General features: G+C 50.9%; 3 protein-coding genes (1 of these 3 running past the window's edge). All 3 read right to left on the reverse strand.

Features of this window, described 5'->3' with window-relative positions; all coding sequences use genetic code 11:
- Positions 1–21,745, reverse strand: the 5' portion of a protein-coding gene (locus tag FHS30_RS14330) for a DUF4347 domain-containing protein (RefSeq protein WP_183911200.1). It extends 13,652 nt beyond the left edge of the window; 21,745 of the gene's 35,397 nt are visible here — the first part of the coding sequence; its start codon is at positions 21,743–21,745; the stop codon falls past the left edge of the window.
- A 72-nt stretch (positions 21,746–21,817) separates the two neighbouring features.
- Positions 21,818–23,149 carry a TolC family outer membrane protein gene (locus FHS30_RS14335; protein WP_183911201.1) on the reverse strand — a complete coding sequence of 444 codons (1,332 nt, stop codon included), beginning with the start codon at positions 23,147–23,149 and terminating at the stop codon, positions 21,818–21,820.
- A 399-nt stretch (positions 23,150–23,548) separates the two neighbouring features.
- Positions 23,549–24,928: a hypothetical protein gene (locus tag FHS30_RS16990; RefSeq protein WP_221197358.1), complete on the reverse strand. Its 1,380-nt coding sequence runs from the start codon at positions 24,926–24,928 to the stop codon at positions 23,549–23,551.
- Positions 24,929–25,112 lie beyond the last annotated feature (184 nt).

Genomic DNA, 25,112 nt, shown 5'->3' on the forward strand with positions numbered 1-25,112 from the left:
CGGTGGGAATCCATACCGCGGATTCACCCGTCACGTGCGGCAAATTATCTTGCACGGTAACTTGCCGTGTTTTAATGGAAAAACTGCTCCAATCCCAGTAGTGCTGAGTGACAGTTTTGTTCACCCTAACTTGATCGGAATAGAGATCCCACCAATACAAATCAGGATCGTAGCCCCAATCGTCCAAACGCCGTGAGTCACTGTTGTTGTCAACAAAATCAGCAGTGTCGTATATCTGGTCAGCATGGATAAAATCGCCCCAGATTGTAAATGCGACAATTTTGCGCAAATACTCTAAGAAAAATGCGCTATCTAGTGATCGCGTACCCGCTTGTAGCTCGCGATCCCCCACCTTGATATTGCTATTCCAATCGCTCACACCGTCCCATGCGGCTTGTTGCTCAGAATCCAATACCACGCGATCGGGAGCAAGGTTCAACATAGTTTGGAGATCTATGGCGTCTGGCAATATCGGCGCCTGCTGCCCCAACCCAAAACCAACTTCATAGTCGCCATCGGCCCATTGGTTATAGCCGCCTTCTGCATTCATCGCCGCCAGCAAGGCATTCTCGAAGGCATTGACATCGTCGCCGTAGTCACCGGGGCCTTTGAATATTTCGATGATTTCTTGGTGAATATTGTTCGTCAATTCACCAAAATTTATTTTATCCCAAATGGTAGTGCCGTGATCTGGGTTATCACTTAGCGCTTTATCAACGGCCTGACTGTAGAGCTTCAAGGCGACAGATAAATTGGCCTCCAATAGCTGCCAATGAATCGCATCCATTTGTACCGCAGCAATTTCATCCTCTGAGGCATCTGGCTTAACCCAGCGCTTATAAAACTCTTGCCAAAGCGCGACCATATCGGTTGAGCTGCGCTTAACGAATTGAATATCGTTATAGGTTATTTCTGGCTCGCCTACAGCCTCATCCTGATACAAATCGCGCTGCACTGTGTGGGTTGCATTGCTGATGGGGTAGACCACTTCAAAAGTGCGTTCTTCGCCACCCAAAACCACCTCATCGTCGCCCGAGCCGGTATTGATGAGCAATTCTATATTGCCGCTTAAACCATTGAGATAAACAACATCGTTACCGCCACCGGTGACTAACGCTAGACGCTCAATGTTTGACACACCTTCAACTTTTAAGCCGGCGCCATATATGTACTGCTTGTCATTAGCATCTGTAAAAATGAAGAACTCGTCGGCGATGCCTGTACCGGCAATGACCAAGGTGTCAAAGCCAGAGCCACCGTTAATTAGCACCCGATTGTTTTGCACATAGCTGATCAGAATATCCTGATCGGCTTCGTCGATATTGTTGGCCTCATCACCAGCACCGGCAGTTACAGTATTGCCATCTATTTCTTCGCCGTCCGCCTGCAGGTGGGCGCGCAAGAAGAAGGTATCGTCACCCGATTCACCGTAAAGTTCTAATTCGCCAATGTTGTGGTTCACTTCGAAATAATCATCACCGCCACCGCCATAGAAATAGGCGTTGTAACTTACACCGGCAGTGATGCCCTCATCACCTGCCACCACATCTAGCGTTCGACCATCAGCCAAGGTGACCGTTTCAGTTGCGATTACGCGTCCAATGAGGAAATTGTCATTGCCTTCATCACCATACACGTAGGATGCCGCCATGCTGTCATCGGCGATAATTGTATCCGCGCCCAAACCACCATGAATTTCAACCCGCTCTGCGCCTCGGTTGTAATAGACGCGCTGGTAATTGCTAGGTGACGCAAGCGACAGTGACGGTGACGTCGTCGCAGCCGCGTCGGCGATATCTAATGGATCGCTGATCACACTTAAATCGAGTGTGGTGAATTTTTGATAGTTGCCTTTGGAGTCTTTTTTGCCCTTTACAATTTCTATGCGCCATGGATCTCTGTGAGTGCCGGCGCCAGCGAGAGTAACATCGTCGATATCATCAAACGTCTCTAACAGCGCTTCCAAATAGGCGAGACGCTCAGCAACGCGCAATGCACGATCTGCTTCACTATAAAGTTCGTCTTCATTCGGGTTGGTAGGTAGAGTCGCGCTCAGCGTCTGACCGCCATAGGATATATCGAAGGCAATGGCACCCGCGGCGCTGTCGCGCACATAGAACTGCTGCATAGCGAATTGCGGTTTTTCAAATAGCGCATCAATGTCGGGTTTACTCGCCAACAAGGCGGCGCCAAAGTTGGCATCTAATCGCTGTACAAAGGCACGCTCAACATCGGCCTTGGCGATATTGACGTCCGTTGTGCCCAATTTAAAGAACTTATCCTCAGCGGTGGTGTCAGCCGATTCCAATACAATTAACCACGGTTCACCCGACGTACCCTCGCCGGTAACCGTTACCGCGCTAATGCCGTCTAAGGCAATCAATGCATTGGCGATATCTTGCGCGCTACTCGAACCGTTAAGCAGCTCGGTAGACTCGCCGTGATAGGTCAACCTAAAGCTTTCGGTTGTGCCGGTGTAGGTAACCTGCTGACGACTGGTATCGACATCCAAATGCAGCGTGTCGGCTTGATCAATGCCATTACCGCCACCCCAAATTTCTACACTGTCGGTGTCTTCACTGTCGTTGCTACCGCTATCCAAAATTTCCACTGACGAGGCGCCTTCAATTTCACCGCTCAGTGTAATCACGTAGGTATCAGAGCCCACCGTGCCATCGAGCATTGCCTCTTTTGTGAAGTCAACAATGGCAAAATTATTTTGCCCAGCACCGCCGAATAGCTCAAAGCGCTCAAATATTCCCACGCTAGTTTCGCTTTCTGGCACAACGGGCTCACCGGTTAAGCTGTCAGAGCCAGAGATCACCAACTCATTGTCAGAGAGCGAGAAATTGAGATTGCGTTGTTCGATGAGCGTGTCAAATTCGGTCTCGTCCGATGCATCTAAAAATGCATCGACACCGCCGCCGCCAGTTACTGTATCGTTGCCGATCCCAGAGTTGATGGTATCCGCGCGCCAAGTGCCGACGATCCGATCATCATCAGCGCCACCAATTAGCGTTAAGTTATCCACCACGTGAGCCGTAATGATGTCAGTTGCGGCAATGTCGGTGCTGTTAGGTAAGAAACCGGCAATGATTTCATCATCGCCCGCCTGACCGTCAATGGTAATCTGATCGTGAGATCCAATACCTGATTCACTTGTTGAATCATCCAGATCACCGTCTAAATCAATGCCGCGAATTACGATGCTTACACTGCGGGTATCATTGCCGACGCGATGGTGATCAATCTGCAAGGTATCGTATTCGATCGTAGGCGCGTCAGTATCTTCGCCATTGACTAAATGGCCGATAGTGAATGCATCATTTTCGGTGTTACTGCCTTTAATAGTGACACTGTCAATGTTGTTGTCATTACGATAGGTGGGATCTTGAAACCAATCCGTCTCGTCAGTTTCCACCAAGACACCATTCTCATCGTAATCCCAAATGGTTTTTTCGGTTAAACGCGGGCCATTAACCTCTACAGTAAGATAGGGAGAAATATAGAGATCTGCGGTCGCATCGGTCTGCTGAGTTGGCTTAACTGCCTGCAGGCCATCAACGGTCTGCAAGGCCCAGTTGCCATTGTCATCGCGTTTTTCAAGGGTGTGGTAGGTGGATGGCGCTGCCAGCGTTACAGCATCAAATCCATTGCCAGTAAAGTCAATTGCCGCTGTAAAGTCAGACAACCCAGAGAAATCCGCCACCTGAATCACAAAGGGACTTTCAACCGTGCCATCGCCCACAACGGTTATATTTTCAGCCGCTCCCAGCGTTAACTCCGCCAGAGCACCTTGAATACTTAGCGCTATGTCTGCAGCCGTGTTACCCGACAAGGTTAGCGAATGTGATACGCCGTTATAGTTTAGCGTGATGGCCGCCGTCCCTGCAGGCAGCGCCAATTGCGCGAACGCCTGGGTGGCAGCATCGGCTTGTTCCACTGCTGGATCCAATGACATATTGCTGGCCAGCAGCAAGCCCGTTAGTCCTGAATCTGAAATAACATACTGGCCACTCGCTGAATCGAACTCAACCTCAACATCATTACCTAGCAGTACTGAAAGGTCAGTGGCTAGTTGATCGGCTTTTTCACTTTGGGTTTTACCAGTGTAGATAGCACCTAGCGTTATCGAATCATTGGCGTTGATGGCAATTGTAGTGCCTTCCTCAATGAACGCCTCACTTATGGATTGCGTTGTGATATCTGTTGTGTCATTTACGGTTGCGAATTCATTCATGGCCTGTACGTATACGTCACGCGCCAGGGTATAGAATTCACCAATCGCATCAGTTTGCGCATCTACGAGCGCAATGGTCCACTGCGAGCCTAGGACGCCTGCAGCAGCGGAGACCACCACATTGGAAATGCCATCCATTGACTCCAAGGCGGCTTCCACATCAGCTGCACTCATGCCGCGCTCAATCAGAACTTGCTCGCCGTTATAATTGACGTAGGCTGAAGTTTGCCAGTCTTCGAGTGCGAAGATTGCCGTGGCACTGCTGGCAAACACCTGGTTGTGTCGCTTGCCATGGGCAAGTTCAGCGTCTGATGATTCAACGCTGGCCATCAAGAAGTGGCCATCGGGATCTGTGTCCGCTGCCACAAATGTTATCTGCCAATTCCCCGGCACACCGGAAACATGCACGCGCTGAACATTCGCCAGCTTTTCTAAAGCCGTTTCAATTTCTGCTGCTGTTGCGCCGAAGTCAACATCAACGCCTTGGTCGCCGTACCAAAAACTGGCCAATGCATTTTCGGTAACCGATTGAATGCTGTTGTCAGTCAACGCTGTTGAAACTGCAATGTCTGGATAATTTGCCGGCGCGGCGTTTATGCTAGCGCTGTAAAACGCACTGTACTTAACATTTGCATCGACAGACGTTAAGGCAATAGACCATTGATCACCGTCGCGAGTCACCTCGATATTGGCATTCGCCAAGGACGTCAATTCCTCTAGATCAGACTGCAGTGACGCAGGCGTGGTTGCACTGTCAATCACCACGACGCCCGTGCCGTACCACAATAAGTGATCGTCACCGACTAGCGTTACGGTTTGCAGGGCATTGTTGTCGTCACTTGCCGTCGCTTTTACAGACGAAGATTTTGTTTCAAGTACATCCACGGCAATAGCTTCTGGGCTATTTTTGTGAATAACTATTTGCCAAGTATTGGTGCCAGTCATTGCCACCGAAACCGCAACTGCGGTGGGTAATGCGGCAAACGCGGCTTCGATCTTCGCTGCAGACTGCTCGGCGGTTAAGCCCGCAAAATCCAGAGAGAAACTTTCTGTTCCGTAGGTAAATTCCAGACTCACTGCACTGGCCGGCCAATCAAAATACTGGCGATCCAAATCAGGCGCGGCTTCTGTAGCAAGTGTAACGGTAGTCCGAGTCAGCGCGAAAGCGGTATCAGACACACTAACGCCACCCGCAAACTCTAAGGGCAGATAAGCGCCGTCTGTTTGTGGCGCTTGATCGAAGATAAACTCCCACGGATCATCCGCAGTACCACTTCCAAACACCTCAACAGAATTGGCTCCCAATACGCTGTTTAGACGACTTTCGAGCAGCGCTGCGCCATTAGCCAATTCACTCTGTGTGATAGCAACCCCTTGGTCGCCATACCAGATGACGCCTTCTGTACTGCCAGCTGGCAGCGCCAGCTGTTGAATTCGACTATCGGTTACCGCAGTGGCGCTTTCACTATTTACCACCAATGCAGGCGCCACGCCGTCATAAAGGTAATCAGCAGTTTCACTGTCGATACGGTAAAAAACTTGTACTGAGCGCGTATCATCTTTTTGCAACAGGCTCCCGCTGTGGGCCTGAACCGCATAGTGATAGCCAAATAATGCCGTGCTCGAAGCGGAAATTATTTCAATATTCCATGGCGAAATATCGGTGCCACTGCCCGTAACTTCCACCTCATTGATACTTGCCATCGATTCAATAGCGGCCTTTACGTCTTCAGCGCTCATGCCCGCTGTGAGCGTAACGCTATCAATAGGCGAATTGTCATTGGAGGGTGTGGGACGACCGGCATTGACCAAGCTATCGTCGTAGCCGTAAAACAGCGTCACATTTTGCAAGCCATCTGCAAGGCTAACGCTTTGCACTGACAAATCCGAATTCGCTTGCGCCACTACATTGACATCTTTCAGCATGGGCGAACCATCACTGTTGTAGCGATAGGTGCCACCTTCGGCCAAATCAAATCGGTAAAAATATTCTTTAAGTGCAACACCATCCACAAAAGCTTGAGGCTCAACGGGTACCATTACGGTATATCCGTTTGCGTCTTTTACCTCGTTGCCATCGCTATCGAGCAGCGGGGTTTTCTCGAGAAAGGCTGTGTACTCTGTGGAATAGACTTGATGGTTGCCAAAGCCGTCGCGCTCAACTTGCCACATGGTGGCCAAGGATGATCCCAACTGCACATCTACGGTCAATAAGTTGGTGCCGAGTAAATCGCCAATATCGATATCGTCCGCGCCACCTTGGGTGTCCAGCACAAGATTTTCTACGTCCAGTTTCAGGCTATCTGTTTGGCCGCCGTTGTCCTGTATTTCCAAGGTAGCTAACTTGCTCGCAACATCATCACCGTGTTGGTACAGATTGATCTCACTGTTGTTATTGGTAATGAACGCTGACAGGGTGTCGTTACCATCGCCACCTTGAACAATTAACTCCACATCTGCACCTACCGGCGCGTATTGCCACACGATGGTATCGTCGCCTTTACCGCCGAAAGCAATTAATCCACCGACTCCGGCATCGATAATGTCATTGCCGTCATCACCGTAAATGGTATTGGTACCATCCGTGCCGATATTTTTTTCGTTGAGCCCATAGAGGCGGTCAAAGCCTTTGCCGCCGCGTATTTCGTCGTCGCCTTCGCCGCCTTCAATTACATCGCCACTAAAGGTGCGAACCACAATATCCAAACCACTGATATCAATAGGATCTGCGCTATGGGTACCGGTTTCTCCGGCAACGGCCAGTCGATATAGGCCCATGGCGGCATCGAAGAGATAGCTGCCGCTGGCATCGCTTGAGAAAGTGACTGGGAATCCGTATTCGTTATAACCCTCTGCGGAATTCGCCACGCCATAGCGGTCGCCATTAACGTCGTAGATTTCCGCTGCTTGTAACTCACCCTGGCGGTTGACATAAAGTGCTGGGGCTTCATCGCCCCCTTCGATGTAGTCTGCACCGCCGTAGGTGGCGATGACATCGAAGCCTGCGCCGCCATAGACTTCGTCGCGGCCTGCACCACCAAAGATCGTATCGTCGCCGTCATCGCCGTGTATTTCCAACTTACTATAGCTAGCAACGCCCGTTACTTTAATGGAGTCTTCACCCGCACCACCTTGAATGAGGTGTACGCCATCGGGAGTAAGTAGCAAGCTATCAACACTGATTCGATCGGCACCTTCACCACCAATAATACGGATATCCAAAGCTTCATCGGTGACATCACTGTCGGCGTAAAGGTCGATGATATCATCGCCCTTACCTGCATTGATGGTTAACGACTCCACTGTGCCATTTAGCTTTGAAATCTTGAATCGATCAAAACGATCACCAGTCAAATCCGACCCATTGACTACAACGTGGTTAATTTCTGAAGCGAGAAAAACTTCTAAACGCTGACCCGTGCTCACTACTATGACTTCATCACCGGGGTTATTGGCGCGCCAGTTTGCTAATTTAGTACTCAGCGCCAATTCTTCATCGCGATCGTAATACTCTGTATCCAGAAGCCCCGCTAGCGCCAAGCTCTGCAGTGTTAAATCACCGTCTATTGGCCAGACGTCGACAGTGTATTGATTGGCACTGTCGCTATAGTCCGCCGGATATTGCAGAACCAAAGTGTCGCTGCTAGCGTTCTCAATCCATTCACCGCCACTTTCAATACCTTTGAAGGCAATGTCAGTAGGCGCTTCGTGAATACACTCCCAAGAAAACTCGGCAATGATTTCGTCAACGAAGCGATCTCGCGCTTCGAACAAGGTGATCGTACTAAAGCCCATGTCGATACCAATCCACATGAAGGCTTCCAAAAATACACTTAGCTGGCCGGAGACATCGAATAAACACTGTGGTCCGTGTGTGATGCGCTCAATTAGTTCTGAACCGTAGAGTTTGCCATCGCCAATGGGCAAATCGTTTTCGTAGGCGGTTTCGGTATCGTTTAAATCAAAACCAATGATGGCCTCTATTCCACCTTTGACACCGGCTTCAATGAAACCGCCAATGCCCAGTGATGCCTTGGCAAAAATTTCCGCAGTCAAGCCCAATTCGTAGGCATCTTGACCGGTATTTTCTATGCCGTGATCATCGAGATAGAAACCGTTAAACACACGCCAGCTCTCGCCGAGATCAAAACCGGTGTCCATCCACTGGCTAAATCCGCGGGTATCAAAACCGAAATCGAAATTGGTAAATGCGCCAATAGCACCACCCAATCCAACATTCAGACCGGGATACACCATGTAGGATTTTTCGTATTCAAACTCCAAGGCCAAATCTGGCAAGTTGTACCAGAACAAATCGACCTCGCCTTTACCCAAAATAAAATTGAGCACAGACATGGGGTCTTCCAACACGGGAATGCGGAAATTTTTGCCCCCATTGGGGTCGGTTAAGCCATCTTGATCTGGGCCCTCTACCGGTGAAATGGTATCGCCACCAGAGCGAATGCCGCTGTCATTGCTAGATGCTTGCTGGTCCGGATCGCTGAGCAAACCTCCGGTAAGATTAAACGTGCCGAAGTTGATGTCGCCCTCCATGCTGTCCATGGATTCCATGAACTTAATGGTGGCATCCAACGCTTTCAGCACTTTCTTTGCGGTATCTACGGTTTTCGCAGGCAGCTTGAGGTAGGCGATATCGATAAACTGCAACTTGGTAACGCCCAAGTCAATTTCCATGAGCAGCAAATCCACTACCGGCTTCAAGGGCATAACGATTTCTTTGATAACATCAAAGGTATCACCCAGGAAACTGTCGAATACCGAGCCGGCATTCAAAGTAACGTCATGCAAGATCGCAGTTGGGTCGCCAATTTCAAAACTGGCGCCACCTGATAGCGATAGCGACGCATTCAGGGCTTGAGAATATTCGATGCCGGTGTTGATGCTTGGCAGTATATCGCCAACGCTGGTGGCAACAGATGCGTGCAAGTTAGCCTGGGCTTTCGCATTGGCATTTAACACGACATCGATATCGCCAATTTCACTCAACTCTAAACGGTTATCGCCATTTGCCTGAGCGTCGTTAATATCTAAGCCCAAATGGCCCGTTAGGCTAGTCTCGCCGGTGCTGACAATATCCATGGCCAAAAAGCCCAAGGTGCCCGACATACTGCTGCCTTCAGCAAGCGAAGCCTTAACGTCGAGCGCAATTTCTTCACCCGCCGTGTTTATGCCACTGGTGTCAAGAAAGACACCCACGTGCGTTGGATCATCTTCGTCCAAAACACCAATACCAAGACCGATGCCCATGAGGTAGTCCATGAGCACTTCGAGCTCGGCATCAACAGCCAAATTAAGGCCGGCCATGCCAGTGCTAAGGTCGAGGGGAACGCTTGCTTCAGTTACAGCACCCGTGCGCTCTTTTTCACCCGTATCTGGGTTGGTGACTTTGACATAATTACCCAGCAGCAATCCGCCAAATTTAATATTGAAGGTCAGCAGGCCCGTGTCGGAAAACACCAACTCAATATCATCTGGGCTGGTGGGCAATTTCGTCAACAACTTACCAAATTCGTCGTACTGCTCGGCACCGTATTCATCGTAGATAGGCACTACGAAAGAAAACAAATCGCTGCTGGCTTCATCGGTGTTGAAGCTGGTTAATCCATTAAATAATGCCGTGCGCACCTCATCGAGCAGCGCATCAAAAATCTGCTCCTCATTGTCGGACCGCTCTTGCAACCAAGCGCCTAGGCTGTCCGCGTCGTAAACACCGGCAACCGCCTGAGCGCCCAACACACTGGACTCGAGGCTTTTGAGGGAATTGGCCAAGCTGTCAAAGGCATCACCACCAATTAACGGCAATTCAATATTCGCAATACCGTCGGCAACGGTATTAATCCCGCTGAAAAAGCCTTCTAAGCCCGCTAGCATATTGTCGGGATTATTAAGCAGGCCAATCATGCCTGCGACAAGATCCGACTTGCTAAACCCTAGGCTGGGAATTGCATAGCTGTAATTGGTCTCGAAGCCGCTATCTAAGCTCCAGTTGAATTCCGCTGAGGCGGCTAAAGCATTATCGGCAACGCCATCGCCATTGCGGTCGTCTTCGGTGCCCCCTAAAGGCATCGATTTAATGGGGAAATACATGGGCAGATTGAGATCGGCACCGCCAAACGCCTCGGCGCTGAAGGCATCACCCAGTTCGGTAAATTCCAACACACCATTGGTATCAGACTCTGCATCAAATCCGCTAAAGCCTGCACTGAAACCTAACTGCAGCGCAGCGCTGCCATCTTCGGCCAGTAAACCCAGCTCGAACGGCAGCCCTAAATCCAGCCCCAACATGAATGACAAGTCTTCCGCCGCCGCACTCAACAACACATTAAAGGCGGAGTCTTGATCGATATAAGCTAGGGGTTCGGTGACGTTAGTCAGATCAAAGCCAAAACCAAAATTGAGGTCAGCGGACGCTAGTAAGTCGATTGAGCCGTCAGCCTTGATTTCGACCAGATCTGCGACACCCTCAAGACCCCACTGATCCAAGCCCAAGTCATCAATATCCAGGGCTAAGGCAAACTGGTCCTGAATAAGGGTTTCAAAACTAAAATCAAAATCGAAAACAGAGTTTTCATAACTGCCGGAAAATAATTCGATGTCGTCTGCGAGGTTAAATGTCTCACGCAGCTTGTCATTGAAAGCCTCAACCAATTCGCCAACATTTTCGGCATTGTCACGGGCAAATTCGATGGCTTCATTGATTGCATCGGCAACACTGACCGTACCCTCACCCAGAATGTCCGTGAGGCTCATACCCAGTAGCGGAATGTCTTGATAGAGCAAACCCGTTCTCACCAGCCATTCATCCGCCGTACCAGTTTTAACGGCAAGATTTTGTTCTGCTGTGCTTAGCGCTTGATCTACTGGGGTATAAATGTCTAGCTCAACACTTGAAAGATCATTGGCATCTATGCGCCGTTCGATGCCCCAAACAGAAATCCCGGTTGCCGTCTCGATAAATTCATACAAGGTCAATGCGCCATCGGCGGTGCGCACAATTTTCTCGCCGACACCTTTCGTATAGTCACCCACACTCACACTTGGATCGACCGACCAGACAGGCACCGTTAACTCATTGCTATTCGCACCATAGGCGATGAATTCTTCGCCGGCCATTTCGTTAACTACGCCCTGCAGCATGTCGAGAATGCTATCGAGCGACAGCAAGCCCATTTTGCCAAGGTCAAAAATATCGGCGGGAATGACGATCTCAAACTCACCCAAAGTGGCCGCTAAATTTTCGTCCAAGCCAAAATCGACACCCAAGTGCAATAGATTATCGGCGTAGCCATCGGCATTGAGGTCTTGGTCGGACCCACCGGCAGGAATTAATTCTGTAGGGAAAAAGACGGGAAGATCGAAACTGGCGCTGCCCGTAGCGGTAATGTCCAGTGCATCTTGTTGCAGCACTGACAACTCTTTAATCGAGTAACGCCCGGCATTGGTGTCCTTTAAACCGGCGCCCATCGCCAAGGTCAACAAGCCGCTACCATCTACACCGTAGAAACCAATTTCTTGACCAAAGATATCCAGCGTTACCGACGCATCTAAATTTTCACCACCCGCGCTGCCCGTAAAAGACACGCCAGAATCATCGCTTAAATAGGCGTAGTCTAAGGGGTTTACGGCTGTGCCGGTTTTTGCCGCAGCCAAACCAAACTGCTTAACATCAAAATCCAAATCGAAATTGAAATCTAATACTCCATTGAGCACAAAGTCGCCGGACGAGGTAACCGTAGGCTCTGGCACATCAAAACCAAATAGAGTATCCAGGTCGGGCAAGGCTAAATCAAATGGCAGGTTGTAGGTGAGGTCCCAATTGAAGTCCCAATCGAAGCCAAGGTCCCAACCGTCGAAGCCAATATCAAGATCAAAGCTGGGCAGATTAATACCGGCAGGCAAACCAGCGAATAGAGCGGCTAGCTCGGCTTTTATCCAGTCTCCAACATTGGAAATGCTGTCAAAATTGGCCTGGAGTCTATCTAAGAGGTCGGTAAAGTAATCTTTAAAGCCCGGGAAATCGCCAGGAATCAAGTTGTCAAAAATGCCGTCCAAGGTCAATCCAATGCCTGGAATTTCTACGCTAAATAGATCGGACTCTAGAATGAAATCAAAGGCACCACGCAGCAGGTTCACAATATCCGCAGGGGAGAGGTTATTTAAATCAAACAGTTGCGAGAAATCGGGCAAATCAATAGTCAGATTATCGAAGAAGTTGCCAATAGCGGGCAGTAAATCCACATCAGTAAGCGCCGAAAAATCAGGCAGTGCGGGCGTAGTAATCTTAATAACCGGCAGTTCGGGCAGGTCGATATTGATACCATCGGCGGCAAATACCACAGGCAGTTCAGCGACTACACCGCTATTTTCACTAACCGTGATTTTCAGCTGGTCATCAAAGGTATTACCTACAGTACCGTCGATAGCCGCCTGCAGATCAGCAAAGGATAAATCGCCTTCATGGCCCAAGGACAATAAGGACAGCATCTCGACACTGCCGTCGACGATACTTGCCTGGAGCAAGCCAAAATCAAGTGTCGCATCAACGTCTTGCTCACTGACTTTTGCTTCAAAATTGAGTGCGGCATCTCGTAGGGTAAACTGATCGAGGTTTGCGTCCTTATCAGTTTCTGAGCCATCGACATTTAAGCCAAAGGCAAAATCGAACGTGAGACGATTCGTCAATTGCGGCTGAAAATCGACACTAACACCGGGCAACTTGCTTAATGCTGCGCCTAAATCCAAACCGACCGCGTCTAACTCTTGCAAGACTGTGACATTGGCGCCGAATTCAATGAGGCGATTATTTAGCGTCATGCTAAAGGGATTCAGTGGATCGACATGGGCCTCACCCGTCACCACATCGGTGCCACTGGTAGCCCCATTGACCTGGAGCTCATTGGCGCCGCTTCGGTACACCACAATGGTGACAGTTTGTATGTCGCTTAAGGCCCCAGAATCATGAGTAGCCTGATAACTAAAATTAACTTCCGTCGCTTCACCTATGGCCAAGTCGGTAAAATCGACCGCGGGATCAACGGAATAGCTGTAGCTGCCGTCGGGCTGAAGTACCAGCGTGCCTTGTTGTGCATCGACGTTATCAATAACGGCGTAGGTGGCAACGGCGTCGGTACCGAGAGCAAACACTTCGTCCGTGGTAGCTGTTGCGCCGTTATTTGCAGTATTCGAAGCACCATCCCAGAACAAGTCTTTCAATGGATTGATTAGCTGGGATTCTATGGCGTTGCCAAGCGCTGTCGCGTAATCCACTGGCGCGTCGTCGCCATCGAAATTAAATAACTCGCCAAAGGTCGCTGCATCCACCAATGGTACAGGCGTATCCATCAACTCACCCCAGCTTGAATGATTTGATGAAATCGCGTTAGCCCAATCGCGCAGCTTCTCTAAACCTTCAATCAACGCATCTTGTGCGTCGGTGGTGAGGATTACGTTAGCCTGCTGAAGATCGTTGGCGCCTTGGCCTTCGATGAAATGTTCAATCGTGAAATCAGTGGTAACGCTATTGCCGTCGCTGGCAATAGTAACATCGCGATCCAATGCGTCGGACATCGCTACTGCGCTGCCGTCACCGCGCCCCATGTCGAAGGCTAAATCTGTTGTGACTTGGCTGAAATCCAGCGTGTCAGTGCCGTTGTCATTGGCTATTTTGGTATCTTCGCCCCAACCATCGGTAAACACGAAGCGGTCGTCGCCGTCGCCACCACTTAAGGTGTCGTTACCAGCACCGCCTTCAATTACATTATTGCCGGCGTCACCGGTTAAGGTATCTGCTTGATCACTGCCAATGAGGTTTTCAATGCCATCAAACGTATTAATGCTGTTGGTATTATCGCCAAGCGCATATGCATCACCCCGCGCCAAACTTGCGTCAACAGCCACCGCGATATTCACGTAACTGACAGTATCATTGCCAGCGCCGCCCACAATCACGTCTGCAATTGCCCCGGCGTTGATGGTTCCCAAGACAAATAGATTATCTTTGTCGTTGCCGGTAAAACTATCTGCACTGTCTGTGGCCAGCGAACCCCACACGTTCTGAATGCCGATGATGCCGCCGCTAAATCCTGTGGCAGTATCTGCAGCAAGATCTACGGTGACGTTATTGGTATAACCGCCGGTAAAATAATCGAGGGTATTGGTTCCCTCGCCGGTATCCAGTGTGCCAGTAAAGCTTGCTCCGTCACCCATCTGAACGCTGTCGGCACCAGCGCCGCTGGTGATAGCCCAAGTTGCCGTACTTACATCGCTAATCGCAATGCTGTTTGTTTTGCTGGGCACAGAATCCGGAAATTGTTTGGGCGTTACATCCGCAGTGATGTCGAGGGTTGTGGTACCGCTACTGTCGGCAAATAGCATCGTGAGATCAGCGGTCAGGCCAGAGAGGTCGAGGGTATTTTCACCCGCTGCGTCGGTGATGGTATCGGCTTCTGTAGATTTTAAACTTTCAAGTAGTGAGTGACGCGCAGCCCATTCATTGTCAAAAACGTAGGTATCATCGCCTTCGCCGCCCGCGAGGGTATCGCTGCCTACGCCACCGTCGAGGGTGTCGTTGCCAATGCCACCTTGCATGTTGTCATCGCCGGCGCCGCCAATCAGTTCATCGGCGCCTTCACCACCCACGATGATATCGTTGCCACCACGGCCTTCTATCTTGTTGTCTGCATCGGAGCCCGTAAGCGTGTCACTAAAATCTGTGCCAATGAGGTTGTCGACGTTCGATACAGCACCGGCAATTCCATCGGTTGTGGCATTGAGGTCGCTGAGATCGACGGTGACGCCGATTTGCTCAGTACCATCGGCATTCATTTTGACGAACTGACTGTAGTCCAGTGTTGCTGTACCCGCGCCGCCATCAATGCTACCGGTGTAATTGACATCCCCCACCAAGGTAAACCGATTGCTGCCGCCGCCACCGATAATGGCTTCGATGCCCACTGCTTTAACGGTGTAGGTGACTGTCTCGGTGACAGTTTCCGTGCGGGTCACAGCGTTTGTGAGGTCGTCGTCGGCAATTAACACTTCCTCGCCATCGGCGTTTTCACCAAAGCGCAAGGTTTTAGTGACCTCTCGCTCTGCCGTAACGGTAACCACTACATTACCGGTTGCCGAGCCATCCTCTGCCAGCTCGTTTTCGAGCGAGAAAAATAACGGGCCTTCAACGGCGCTGAAATCTAACGTACCTTGCTTACCCGCAACCGTTGCCGTGTCATCCAACACCAAGGTTGAGTCGGTGGTGCCGCCCCACAGGTTTTCAAACACGTAATTGTTATCGCCCGCACCGCCTTTAATGGTTTCAATGTTCGCGAGTGATACGGCACTCACGAATAATGTGTTGGCCGTGGCGGCGGAATCTGACACCGACAAGCCCGCACCACTGAAACTTAAGTCCAAGTCGCGACTCACCGCGGCCACCGCGTCTATTGCTAAGCTTGCTTCGGACGCAGCTATGGCGTCTTGACCGGCAAAGCTCAGGATATCTTCACCGCCCTGCGTTCCTTCAACAACGCCGCGCACAGCCAAACGATTGCCGGACGTCAGGTCTTGTGGGCCACTGGCGACCACTAATGCAGCGCCGGCCTCTTCGCTATTCAACCCATCGGTGCTGATCACACCACGGGTGTTATCCGCCGTAAATGTTAAGTTGAAGGTTTCAATTCGGGATTGATTTTGTTCATCTTTAATTTCTAACTTAACGCGAATCGTGACACTTTCTGCGCCCTTCAAGGTGTCACCGGTTGCGGTAAATACGTAACTGCCATCCTGCTCAATGGTCAGATGCCCCTTACCGGGGTAAAGAATATTCTCACCCGCGCCCTTGGAAATAATGTTGCTGCCAAAGCCCGTGATACGATCGCCGTCTGCAAGGCGCGTACTGTCGAACTGGCCAAGCATCTGCAAGCTAAAACCAACCGGATCTGAGTCTGCATCAGTAATCAATTTACTGACGGATACCGTCCCCTCACTTACCGTGGTTTCACCGTTAGTGACGGAGATAGTTCGTGTAATTTCTTGCGTATGGCCGAGCTCGTTTTGCACCACAAGGGTCAAAGTGTCGGTGCTTGGCAGACCAATGGGCTCGCTCGCCATGGTCGGAGCGGGTGTATAGCTATAGCTGCCGTCAGCGTTGACGGTAATCCGCGCCCCACTTGTACCCGTAAATTCAGTACCGAAGGTCAAGGCGGTGCCGTTAAAACTTGCGCTTGCTAGCGTAAAGGTATCGACATCCTGGCCCCAATCGCCGCTAAACAGATAGGTGTCGTCACCTTGGCCACCGACCAGACTGTCGGCACCTGTACCACCTATTAAGGTGTCATTGCCTGCGCCACCGAAAATAATGTCATTGCCCGCGCCACCATCGATATAATCGTTGCCGTCACCGCCGTTAATGTCGTCGACGTCGTCGCCACCACTGATGTGATCGCTGCCTGCTTGGCCCTCAATGGTATCGTCACCCGCGCCACCTACGATGGTATCCATACCCGCGCCAGCAATAATGGTATCGTTACCCGACGCGCCAGTGAGCACATCGTTTTGGCCGGCGCCAAATAGTTTTGTATCAATGCCATCGGCAGCGGTAAACGTATCGGCAAGCTCCGCGCCCACCAATAAATTAATGCCCGCAACAGTGCCGCCAAACCCGACCACTTGACCGGCTGGCGTGGCAGTGGCGTCAGGAATAGTATCCAATGTCAGGTCGATGGTCGGTGCCACCACAGGCGTAACGGCTGTAGCGCTGACCTCTAAGGTGCTGACCTCTAAGGTGCCATCCACTCGTGTGACGTTAAAGGTTAGGGAATTCTTTAAACCGATTTGTTGATTGGCGAGATCGCGCGCCGAGTAGTACACGGTAACGGAAGTTGAAGCTCCATCCGCCAAGTCTTTGAAATCTAATTCCGAATCAACGAGGTACTGGTAGCTTCCGTCTGCCTGCCATTGCAATTCACCTTTGCCCACGACCGGTGAGGAAAGCAACACATATTGTGTTGCGCCCGGTACGCTTGGCACAGTGCTATCGATTACCGCTTCGACTATGCGCGATTTCGAATAATCGAGCGACTGCAAGGTACCTGGTAGCCCTGCGGATGAATCTAAATTGCCGCCAATACTGCCGTCACCTTCAACCCAGTAGCTATTGTTACCTTGGCCGCCTTTAATGTTGTCGACATTGTCTACACGAATGCTATTGCCGTTGGTGTCTTTTACCAACACGGTGCCCGAGCCGATAATGGTAAAGGTGAGATCAGCGGTCACATTGGAAAAATCCAAAGTAACATTTGCCGCTTCGCTATTTTCAATAAGCAGTGGTGACAGCCAATTGTTCTGGAAGGTGTAGGTGGTATTGCCGCTGCCACCCACGATTTTTTCAATTTGGGTAATACCACTGATCGAATCACTGCCAACAGTTGCACTAAAAGAATTTTCGCCTATGGCGAATTCCACATCGGCACTGGTATAGCGGAAATCCACCACGTCAGTACCTGTGTCGCCCGCATTTTCTACCAGCGTCGTGCCGTTCCACCCACTGCCGCTAAATACGTAAGTGTCGCTGTCTTTGCCACCGGCGAGGCTATCGCCGCCAGCGGAGCTGTAGAGCACATCGTCGCCATCCCCACCGTCCACCGTATCAGTACCAGTACCGCCGTGCAGTAGGTCGTTGCCCTTACCACCCGATAGCGTATTCGTTCCGCCCTGCCCCCAAATTTCATCATCACCGCTGCCACCTTGTAGCGTATCACTCGCGGTTTCTGATCCAATCACAATGTCATTGCCGGCACCGGCATTGACCGTAAGCTGCTCACCGGTTGTATTGGCAATATAGTCTTGCCCCTGCGCGCCGGATACTAAATTATTACTAAACAATAAGGCATCGGCATCAACTTGTGACACATCGATATAGTTGAACGTAATGCCTGCCAACGTGAGCCAACTGTCGTTTGCATTTTGTACGCTGTGGGCGTCGTATAGTTCGTCCGCCTGAGCCGCCGAGGTGTTGTTCACCACAACGTCGCCTTCGAAATCGCTGGCAAAAACAAGGTTGTAATTGGTGGCGTCGGTGGCACTTTCGGCGGCGCGCAGCGTGCCGGTTAAACTGCCAGAACCGCTGTAAATGATAGTGTTATCGCCATCGCCCAATACCACATCACTGACACCTTGGGCGGTAATCACGTAACTTCCGCCAGCAACCGTTAGGGTTGCCCGCACACTGCCTTCTTCAAAAATATCGAGCTCAATAGCTCCACTGAAAGCGGAGAGATCAAGCACGTTGGTGCTCTCTTCCCCATCAAACAATAAGCCCAATGCACCCGCTTTATCCACCACGCCCAACTTGTAGACCGTTGAAGACGCACTCGACTTAGGGACTTTTATGGTTTCAATATTTGATGCTGAAACAGCAAAGGTCAGTTCTTTTTGCACCAAGGTTGTATTGGTGTTGGTGACGGTCATTGTTTGCGCGGGAGCATCTACAAACAGGACGCCTTCGTCACTCACATCAACATCTACAGCGGTGAGATCAACCCCGCCCTTGGTGCCATTGCCTTGAATGCTTGTTTCCACTTTTTCTTTCCAAAGTTGCATCACCACTTCGGCAAGCTTTTCATTGTCGACAGCATCGGTAACATTGGCACCGGGCGTTGTGGCAGCGGCAGTGTAGGCCACGTCAATCGCGGCCTGAATATCGGCCACCCAAGCTTTATAGATATCCGAACTACTGCCAAAGGCGCTGTAATCCTTGCCGGCAACGGTTACTGTGAAGGTCGCCTCAGCCTTAGTCAGCCCCTTGGCAAGGTAATCGCCTAAGGTTAAATTGAATGTGAAGTCAGCGGTTACGGCATTGGTACTTGTGGGGCGGTCATTAAAGAGATCCGACAACAGCAATTCAGCGCCGGCATCACCGTCGCCGGCTGCTTGTCGAGTTCCATTTGAGCTGGAAAATTCCAGCGCACCCGAATCAGTTACCATGCTGATTCGACCTGCCACTTGATTGACAGTGATCGGCGCCTTCATTATTTCTAGCGTGGTGGTGCCGGCATAAGTGTCAATTGCGCTTGCAATCGCCTGCTGAAGATCCTGCGCCCATTCGGCCTTTATCTCCGCGGCTGAACCGGTATAAGTTTTGGCGGGAAGCGTGACTTCCACCAAGGCGGCTGCGCGGCCCATGGCGGTCGCCGACTCGTAGCCGAGCGCCAAGGTAAAGGTGTGCGCAGCAGTGGCTACACCTGCAGCTGGAGGCGTGAACCATTGTGCGAGGTTGAGATTTACTTCCGCTGTGTCGCCCTGCTCTATGTAGGCATCTGGTTGATTAGCGTTGGTATCAGCGGATGTTCTATCTGAGTTCCAGAAGGCAATGTTGCCCGTGTGATTTAACCAAATTTGAGAGCCCGGCTTGAGATCGACATCGGGCACGGTTAATGTCGCGCTGGTAGATTCGCCCTCTGAAAATATACTGTCTTCCAGCGCTTCGTTATTGCCGATTAGGTTGCGCAACTCGCTTGCGGTAATGGTACCCGCAGCGATGGTGACTTCTTGTAACGTGCCGCTCTCACCGGTAATGAAAAAACTGAACCCGGCGTAGTTAATATCTTCAATAACTGCCGGCACGTCGGGCACGTACGCACTGGCATCAAAGGTAACGGCGCCGCCAACGGCGGTGTGACTGATCTCTACCGTAGTCGATTCAGAGGTAACCTGTCTGCCGGCAGCTGAAACGTTAATTTGATTAATGGCCGCTGCTGTGTTGGAAAAGGTAATGGTGAGCGGCGCATCGACCCGCGCTAAATCTAAAGTATCATTACCTTCCCTATCGCTGTCCTTATCTACATCTTCGGGCTCAGGAAGCTCAGTAATGGTGGCGTTAAGACTGGAGCTGTCACCCATATCGGCGGAACTAAAGATGTAGGTGTCATCTCCTTTGCCACCAATGAGCGCATCGGTGCCATCGTAGCCCCGAAGAATATCGTCGCCCTCACCGCCAGTGAGCGTGTCATTGCCTTCGCTGCCGTAGAGCCAATCATCACCCTTACCGCCGTCAAAATTGACGCCTGCAGTGCCGCTGCTATGACCGCGCATGATGTCTTCACCATCGTGACCGGTAACTGCAACAACCTTGTCGAAGACTGTGCTAGAAATGGAACCAATGCGCGCGATTCTGTTGTTATCAAAATTGACGTTGTTGGTGCCAGTGGTACCCTGTAAAACAACAGAAAGAGAGCCAACAAAAGTGGTCGCCGATGAAGTCAGACTACCGGAAAGCGAAGCGCCCGATTCCAAGGTTAAGGTGATTGCATTGGTGGCACCGACGATGATGTTTTGGATATCGCCATCGCCAGCTCTGGAATAGGTTGCCGTTTTACTGCCATGAGCAACCTGTATGCGTCCGTCTGCTTTTACAGTAATTGTTAGCGCGCCCGTCAAGGCAGAGAGATCCAAGGTTTCCTGTGCTTCGACCAACTCAAGCGCACCATTGTCGGTAGCGTCGGCTTTACCGGTTTCGGCATTTAACAAAACGCCCTGATATTTGGGGTCATTGGTTGCAAATAGATTAATAGTTTCAACTTCACCTGACGCCGTTTCTAAAATCCAATCGCCGCCAATGCGGCTGTTGCCTGTCAGATCGTCAGAGGCAGCGATATCCGCCTGGGTAACACCGGCAAGTCGTTCGATGAAATCAAAACCCACTTGTCCTGCGGACAGGTTGCAGCCATAGAATAGAATGTCGCCCTGCTCGGTTAGCGCGCTGCCCCAAGTGCGCAAAGCGGCCTCGTAGCTATTTAAATTGTCGTTGGAAAGCTCAGCAGTACCTAGGCGCAGTTTACCGGCGTCGGCATGGCTCAGAACATGCAATGCCGACACATCTTGTTTGGACTCGAGTAGCGCCGTGAGCGCTGCGAGACCATCTTGAGCACCGTCCAACAAAATTACGGTCACACCATTAGTTTCACCTTGCCACTGTGCGATTTGCGCACCGTGATCACCCGTACTTTCAAACGTCAACTCATCAGCGACATCACCCAAAAATCGGTCCATCAACAACTCATAGTTATCGATACTGGTATCGACCACTAACGTTTGATTGCCCTGTAACTGCTGCAGGAAGTAGACACCTTCGTCCGGCGCTATGAATTTTTCTGCAATGCTGTCGTTTTTAGCTTCATCGGCAATGGGCGCCAAATATTCTGGCAGCAACTCGCGCTCTAGGCGGGGTTGGTCATTTTCGCTGGCGGCCTCTAAGTAAGCACCTTCTACCAACTGCTGGATAATTTCGGCGGTGTCGATTTGATCTCGAAGCGCTTGATCACCTGCAAAGGGGGCCATATCGGCAGACAATAAATATCGCGCCTCTAGCTGTTCAGCAAAATAGCGGTTTTTCCGCTTGGCTTTAATTGCCTGAACATTCCAGAAAAATTTACGTAGCTCCCTCACCCGCGAAAACTTGGACTGAAGGAACCTGGCAAATAGATATTTCATAGTACTAACCTGATTGGGTCGGTAAAAAAGTGCGCACAAAAATGTGCAGGCAACATGTAATTAACGTTCTTGTTACTTCAGCCACGCGTTGATGTGTTGAAGATCGTCTTCAACTAACACACCCGCCGCTCGCTTGAGTTTTAAACTATTGATGACGTAGTCGTAGCGCGCTTCGATGTAGTTGCGTTCCGCATCGGCGAGATCGCGCTGAGCATCTAACACAACCAACATGGTGTAGATGCCCGCTTGATGACCGCGCTGCTTGTTCATCAACACACTGCGCTGGGATTTAACCGTTTTTTCTAACGCCTTGATCTGGGCGATATTGGCGATAACACCTTGATAGGCGGAGTTCACATCCGTTTGCACAGATCGCATTACGCGATGCAAATCCTCTTGAGTTTTATACATTCTCTCGATAGCTTCACGCTTGCTTGCAGAAACGCCACCGCCTTGGTAGATGGGAATTTCCAGCCGCAACGCCACTTCATCGCTTTTGATTTTGCTAGCGCCGCCAAATAACGAGCCGCCCTGGTCTTCGGTGAATTGGCGATAGGTCAAATCCAAGGTGGGAAAGTGTCCCGCGTTTTGTGCGCTGATTTCTTTCTTAGCTTCTTTCAATGCAGTTTGCTGCGAAAGGACATCGGGGTTTTTGGTCAACCCCGTATTAATCCACTGTTGCGGATCGGTAGGCTCAGGCAGCGTTAAGGGAATTTGCTCCTGAATAGGCCGCAAATTGGTGGGCAACTCATTGGTCATTTTCAACAGCTCATAGCGCGCATCATCGAGCGCTTTGATGAACTGGGCCTCTTCAGCCAATGCAGTGAAATAACGCGCCTCGGCATCTTCCACCTCCGACTTGCGCCCGATACCGGCCTTGCGGCTCTTGGTGGCGTATTCCACTTGGCGGCTCAGCGCCTCTTTCTCTGCGCCGATAGCAGCCAGCTGCTCTTCGGTTTTCAGCACAGTGAAGTAACGCTCGGCAACGGACATCAGCATGTCTTGGCGGGCTTTATCGAAATCAATATCGGCGCGCTGAGCAATAAGCTTGGACTGGCCGTAACGCACCCAATGCTCATGGTTATAGATGGATTGGTTTAGGGCGAGGGTGAAGGTGGTAGTGTCGTAGGAGGCCTTCGACGAATCGGCTACCTGGTTTTCAGATTCCAGAATGCGATCGTTATTGCGCGTTTCATCAACGGCGAAAGACAAGGACGGCAGCAATTTTGCGCGCGCCTTGGCGATGGCTTCTTGCTCGGCAGCTCGCTGGAATCCCGCCCCCAAAAAGCTTGGATCGGCCTGTTTGGCCTTTGCCAGAGTTTCTACCAGCCCCTCCTGTGCCTGCACAGCCGTGCAAGAAAACACAAAAGCGAGCGCGGCAACCGCGCGAAACAGCCCTTTCATAGTGGTATCCCCAAGTTTTACGCCCATTCCAGGCGATTATTTCTTTTAGCTGTGTGGACCACTAAAAGCGGTCCATTAATGCGACTAGCAGCTAAATAGCAATCCAATTGCACGAATCACTCAGCAGACCCTCACACAAAGGGCTTAAAACGCGCCGCGTCATAATTTTATAGCACTAAGGCATGACTGTATATTTCTTGCGCAACCGTGATGGATGTCTCACAAACCATTGAAAACGCGATGCCCCTTGATTCAGGGGGCTGGGGCTATGCCTACGAGACATGAGTCAGACACAGGAAGGTTTTAATAACGAAATCGTATAAATAGAAAAGGCTCAATCCCGAAGGATTGAGCCCCTTTGTTGCTCTCTTGCGTCAGCCACAAGAGGCTATGCCGCCATTACTCAAAAACGATACGCAGTTGCTCAGCATCGTAATTGTCAAAATAAGCCGGCCTGACCTTGCTGCCAGATCGCGATTCGGTGGCCCACTGGCGCCGGAACTCCGCACGGCCACCATCTTGCAGGTAACCACTCACGCCGATATACATATCCGTCGACGAGCGGGAGGCCAGATCCGCCTCAACAGCTGCAGGCAGCTGTAAAGCGGGCAGTGTACCGGCTATCGGCGCATCCAATCGCCACTGATAGTCGGTGCCGAACAGGTTCCCATAGGCGACGGTGCGCTGGCTGCCAAGGGACGATAGGTCGTAATCTACCGAAGTGCCTTCGGCAAATGCATCGCTCAGGCCGGCAATGGCGGCTAACAAAGCGTCTTCATTTTCGGCAATAGTCAACGTCTGGGTGGCGCTGTTGGTATCCACTTTAATGCGGCGAATGGCGTCATAGGTAACGCTGCCCTGCTCGGTGCTACCCATTGCAACATCTCGGTAGGCCTGTACGAAGTTATTGCTGCTTTGACCCGGAAACACAAACTGACGCGCTTCGCCCGACATCAGTAATTGGCGGCCAGCCGCCGTATTGGCATAGGTGCGATAGAACGCAATATCAGTGGCATTGGTGGCAATTACTGCCTCAAAACCGGCGTTGGCGTCGGCGGCAAAGTCATCTGCCACGAGGGTGTAGTTGGTTTGATCGGCCTCGACCTGCAGCAAGGTAGCAAAGGCATTCTGATCATCGCTTGTGGGAAGCAATAAAATATCCACCATTGGAAAGGGTTGATCAGGCACAGTGCACCAACTCATGGGATGAATGCTGCCCTGTTGCAGGCCGCCGCCGATGAAGACGGTATGGTTGGGGTAGGCACTGTTGACGTTACTTAAATCGAGCTGCAGATCTTGACAGCTGCAATTTGTGTCAAGCTGACTGTCATATTCTTTGCGTATTCCCAAATCACCCTCAGTGACGTCAATGATGCTGCTGATGCGATAGGCACCTGACTCGCCCACCGTGGCGACGATACTCACGTGCTGTGCCTCTTCCGGCCAAACAATATCGATTTTGCCCTCGGCGTCGGGCGCATGGGTTGCCAAAATACTGCCATCGGCGCTGTGAACCACAAACTGCGCATCGGTATCTGCTTGTACCGCATCACATTGAGTGGCTGTCTTTATTAGGTCAGCCGTTAATCGCGCTTCTGGCGTGGGCGTGGGTGTAGGTGTAGGTGTGGGTGTAGGTGTGGGTGTAGGTGTAGGTGTAGGTGTAGGTGTAGGTGCGGGCACAGGCACGGGAGTAATCGTTTCACCACCGTCACTGCCGCCGCCTCCACCACAGGCGACCAACAGCCCACACACTACCGACAATACCAATCCTTTTTTCATTATTAGATTCCCCTAAACATGGCAAAAAAAAACCGGCAGATTAAACCAGCAGATGCTAGGCAATTCAACGAAAATATCGGACGAATAATGAACAGCGAGTCATTTTTACCTCAAAGGCTGTAGGCTCCGGGCAAATCTCGACTCACCCTTTTATTTAATACAGCGCCTACAAAAAAGCCCATCC

This window comes from Simiduia aestuariiviva (genome assembly GCF_014192475.1).
In the GTDB taxonomy this organism is placed as follows: domain Bacteria; phylum Pseudomonadota; class Gammaproteobacteria; order Pseudomonadales; family Cellvibrionaceae; genus Simiduia; species Simiduia aestuariiviva.

Coding starts and splice junctions, on each gene's coding strand:
- FHS30_RS14335 (WP_183911201.1), bottom strand. CDS start 23,149: ATGAAAGGGCTGTTTCGCGCGGTTGCCGCGCTCGCTTTTGTGTTTTCT.
- FHS30_RS16990 (WP_221197358.1), bottom strand. CDS start 24,928: ATGAAAAAAGGATTGGTATTGTCGGTAGTGTGTGGGCTGTTGGTCGCC.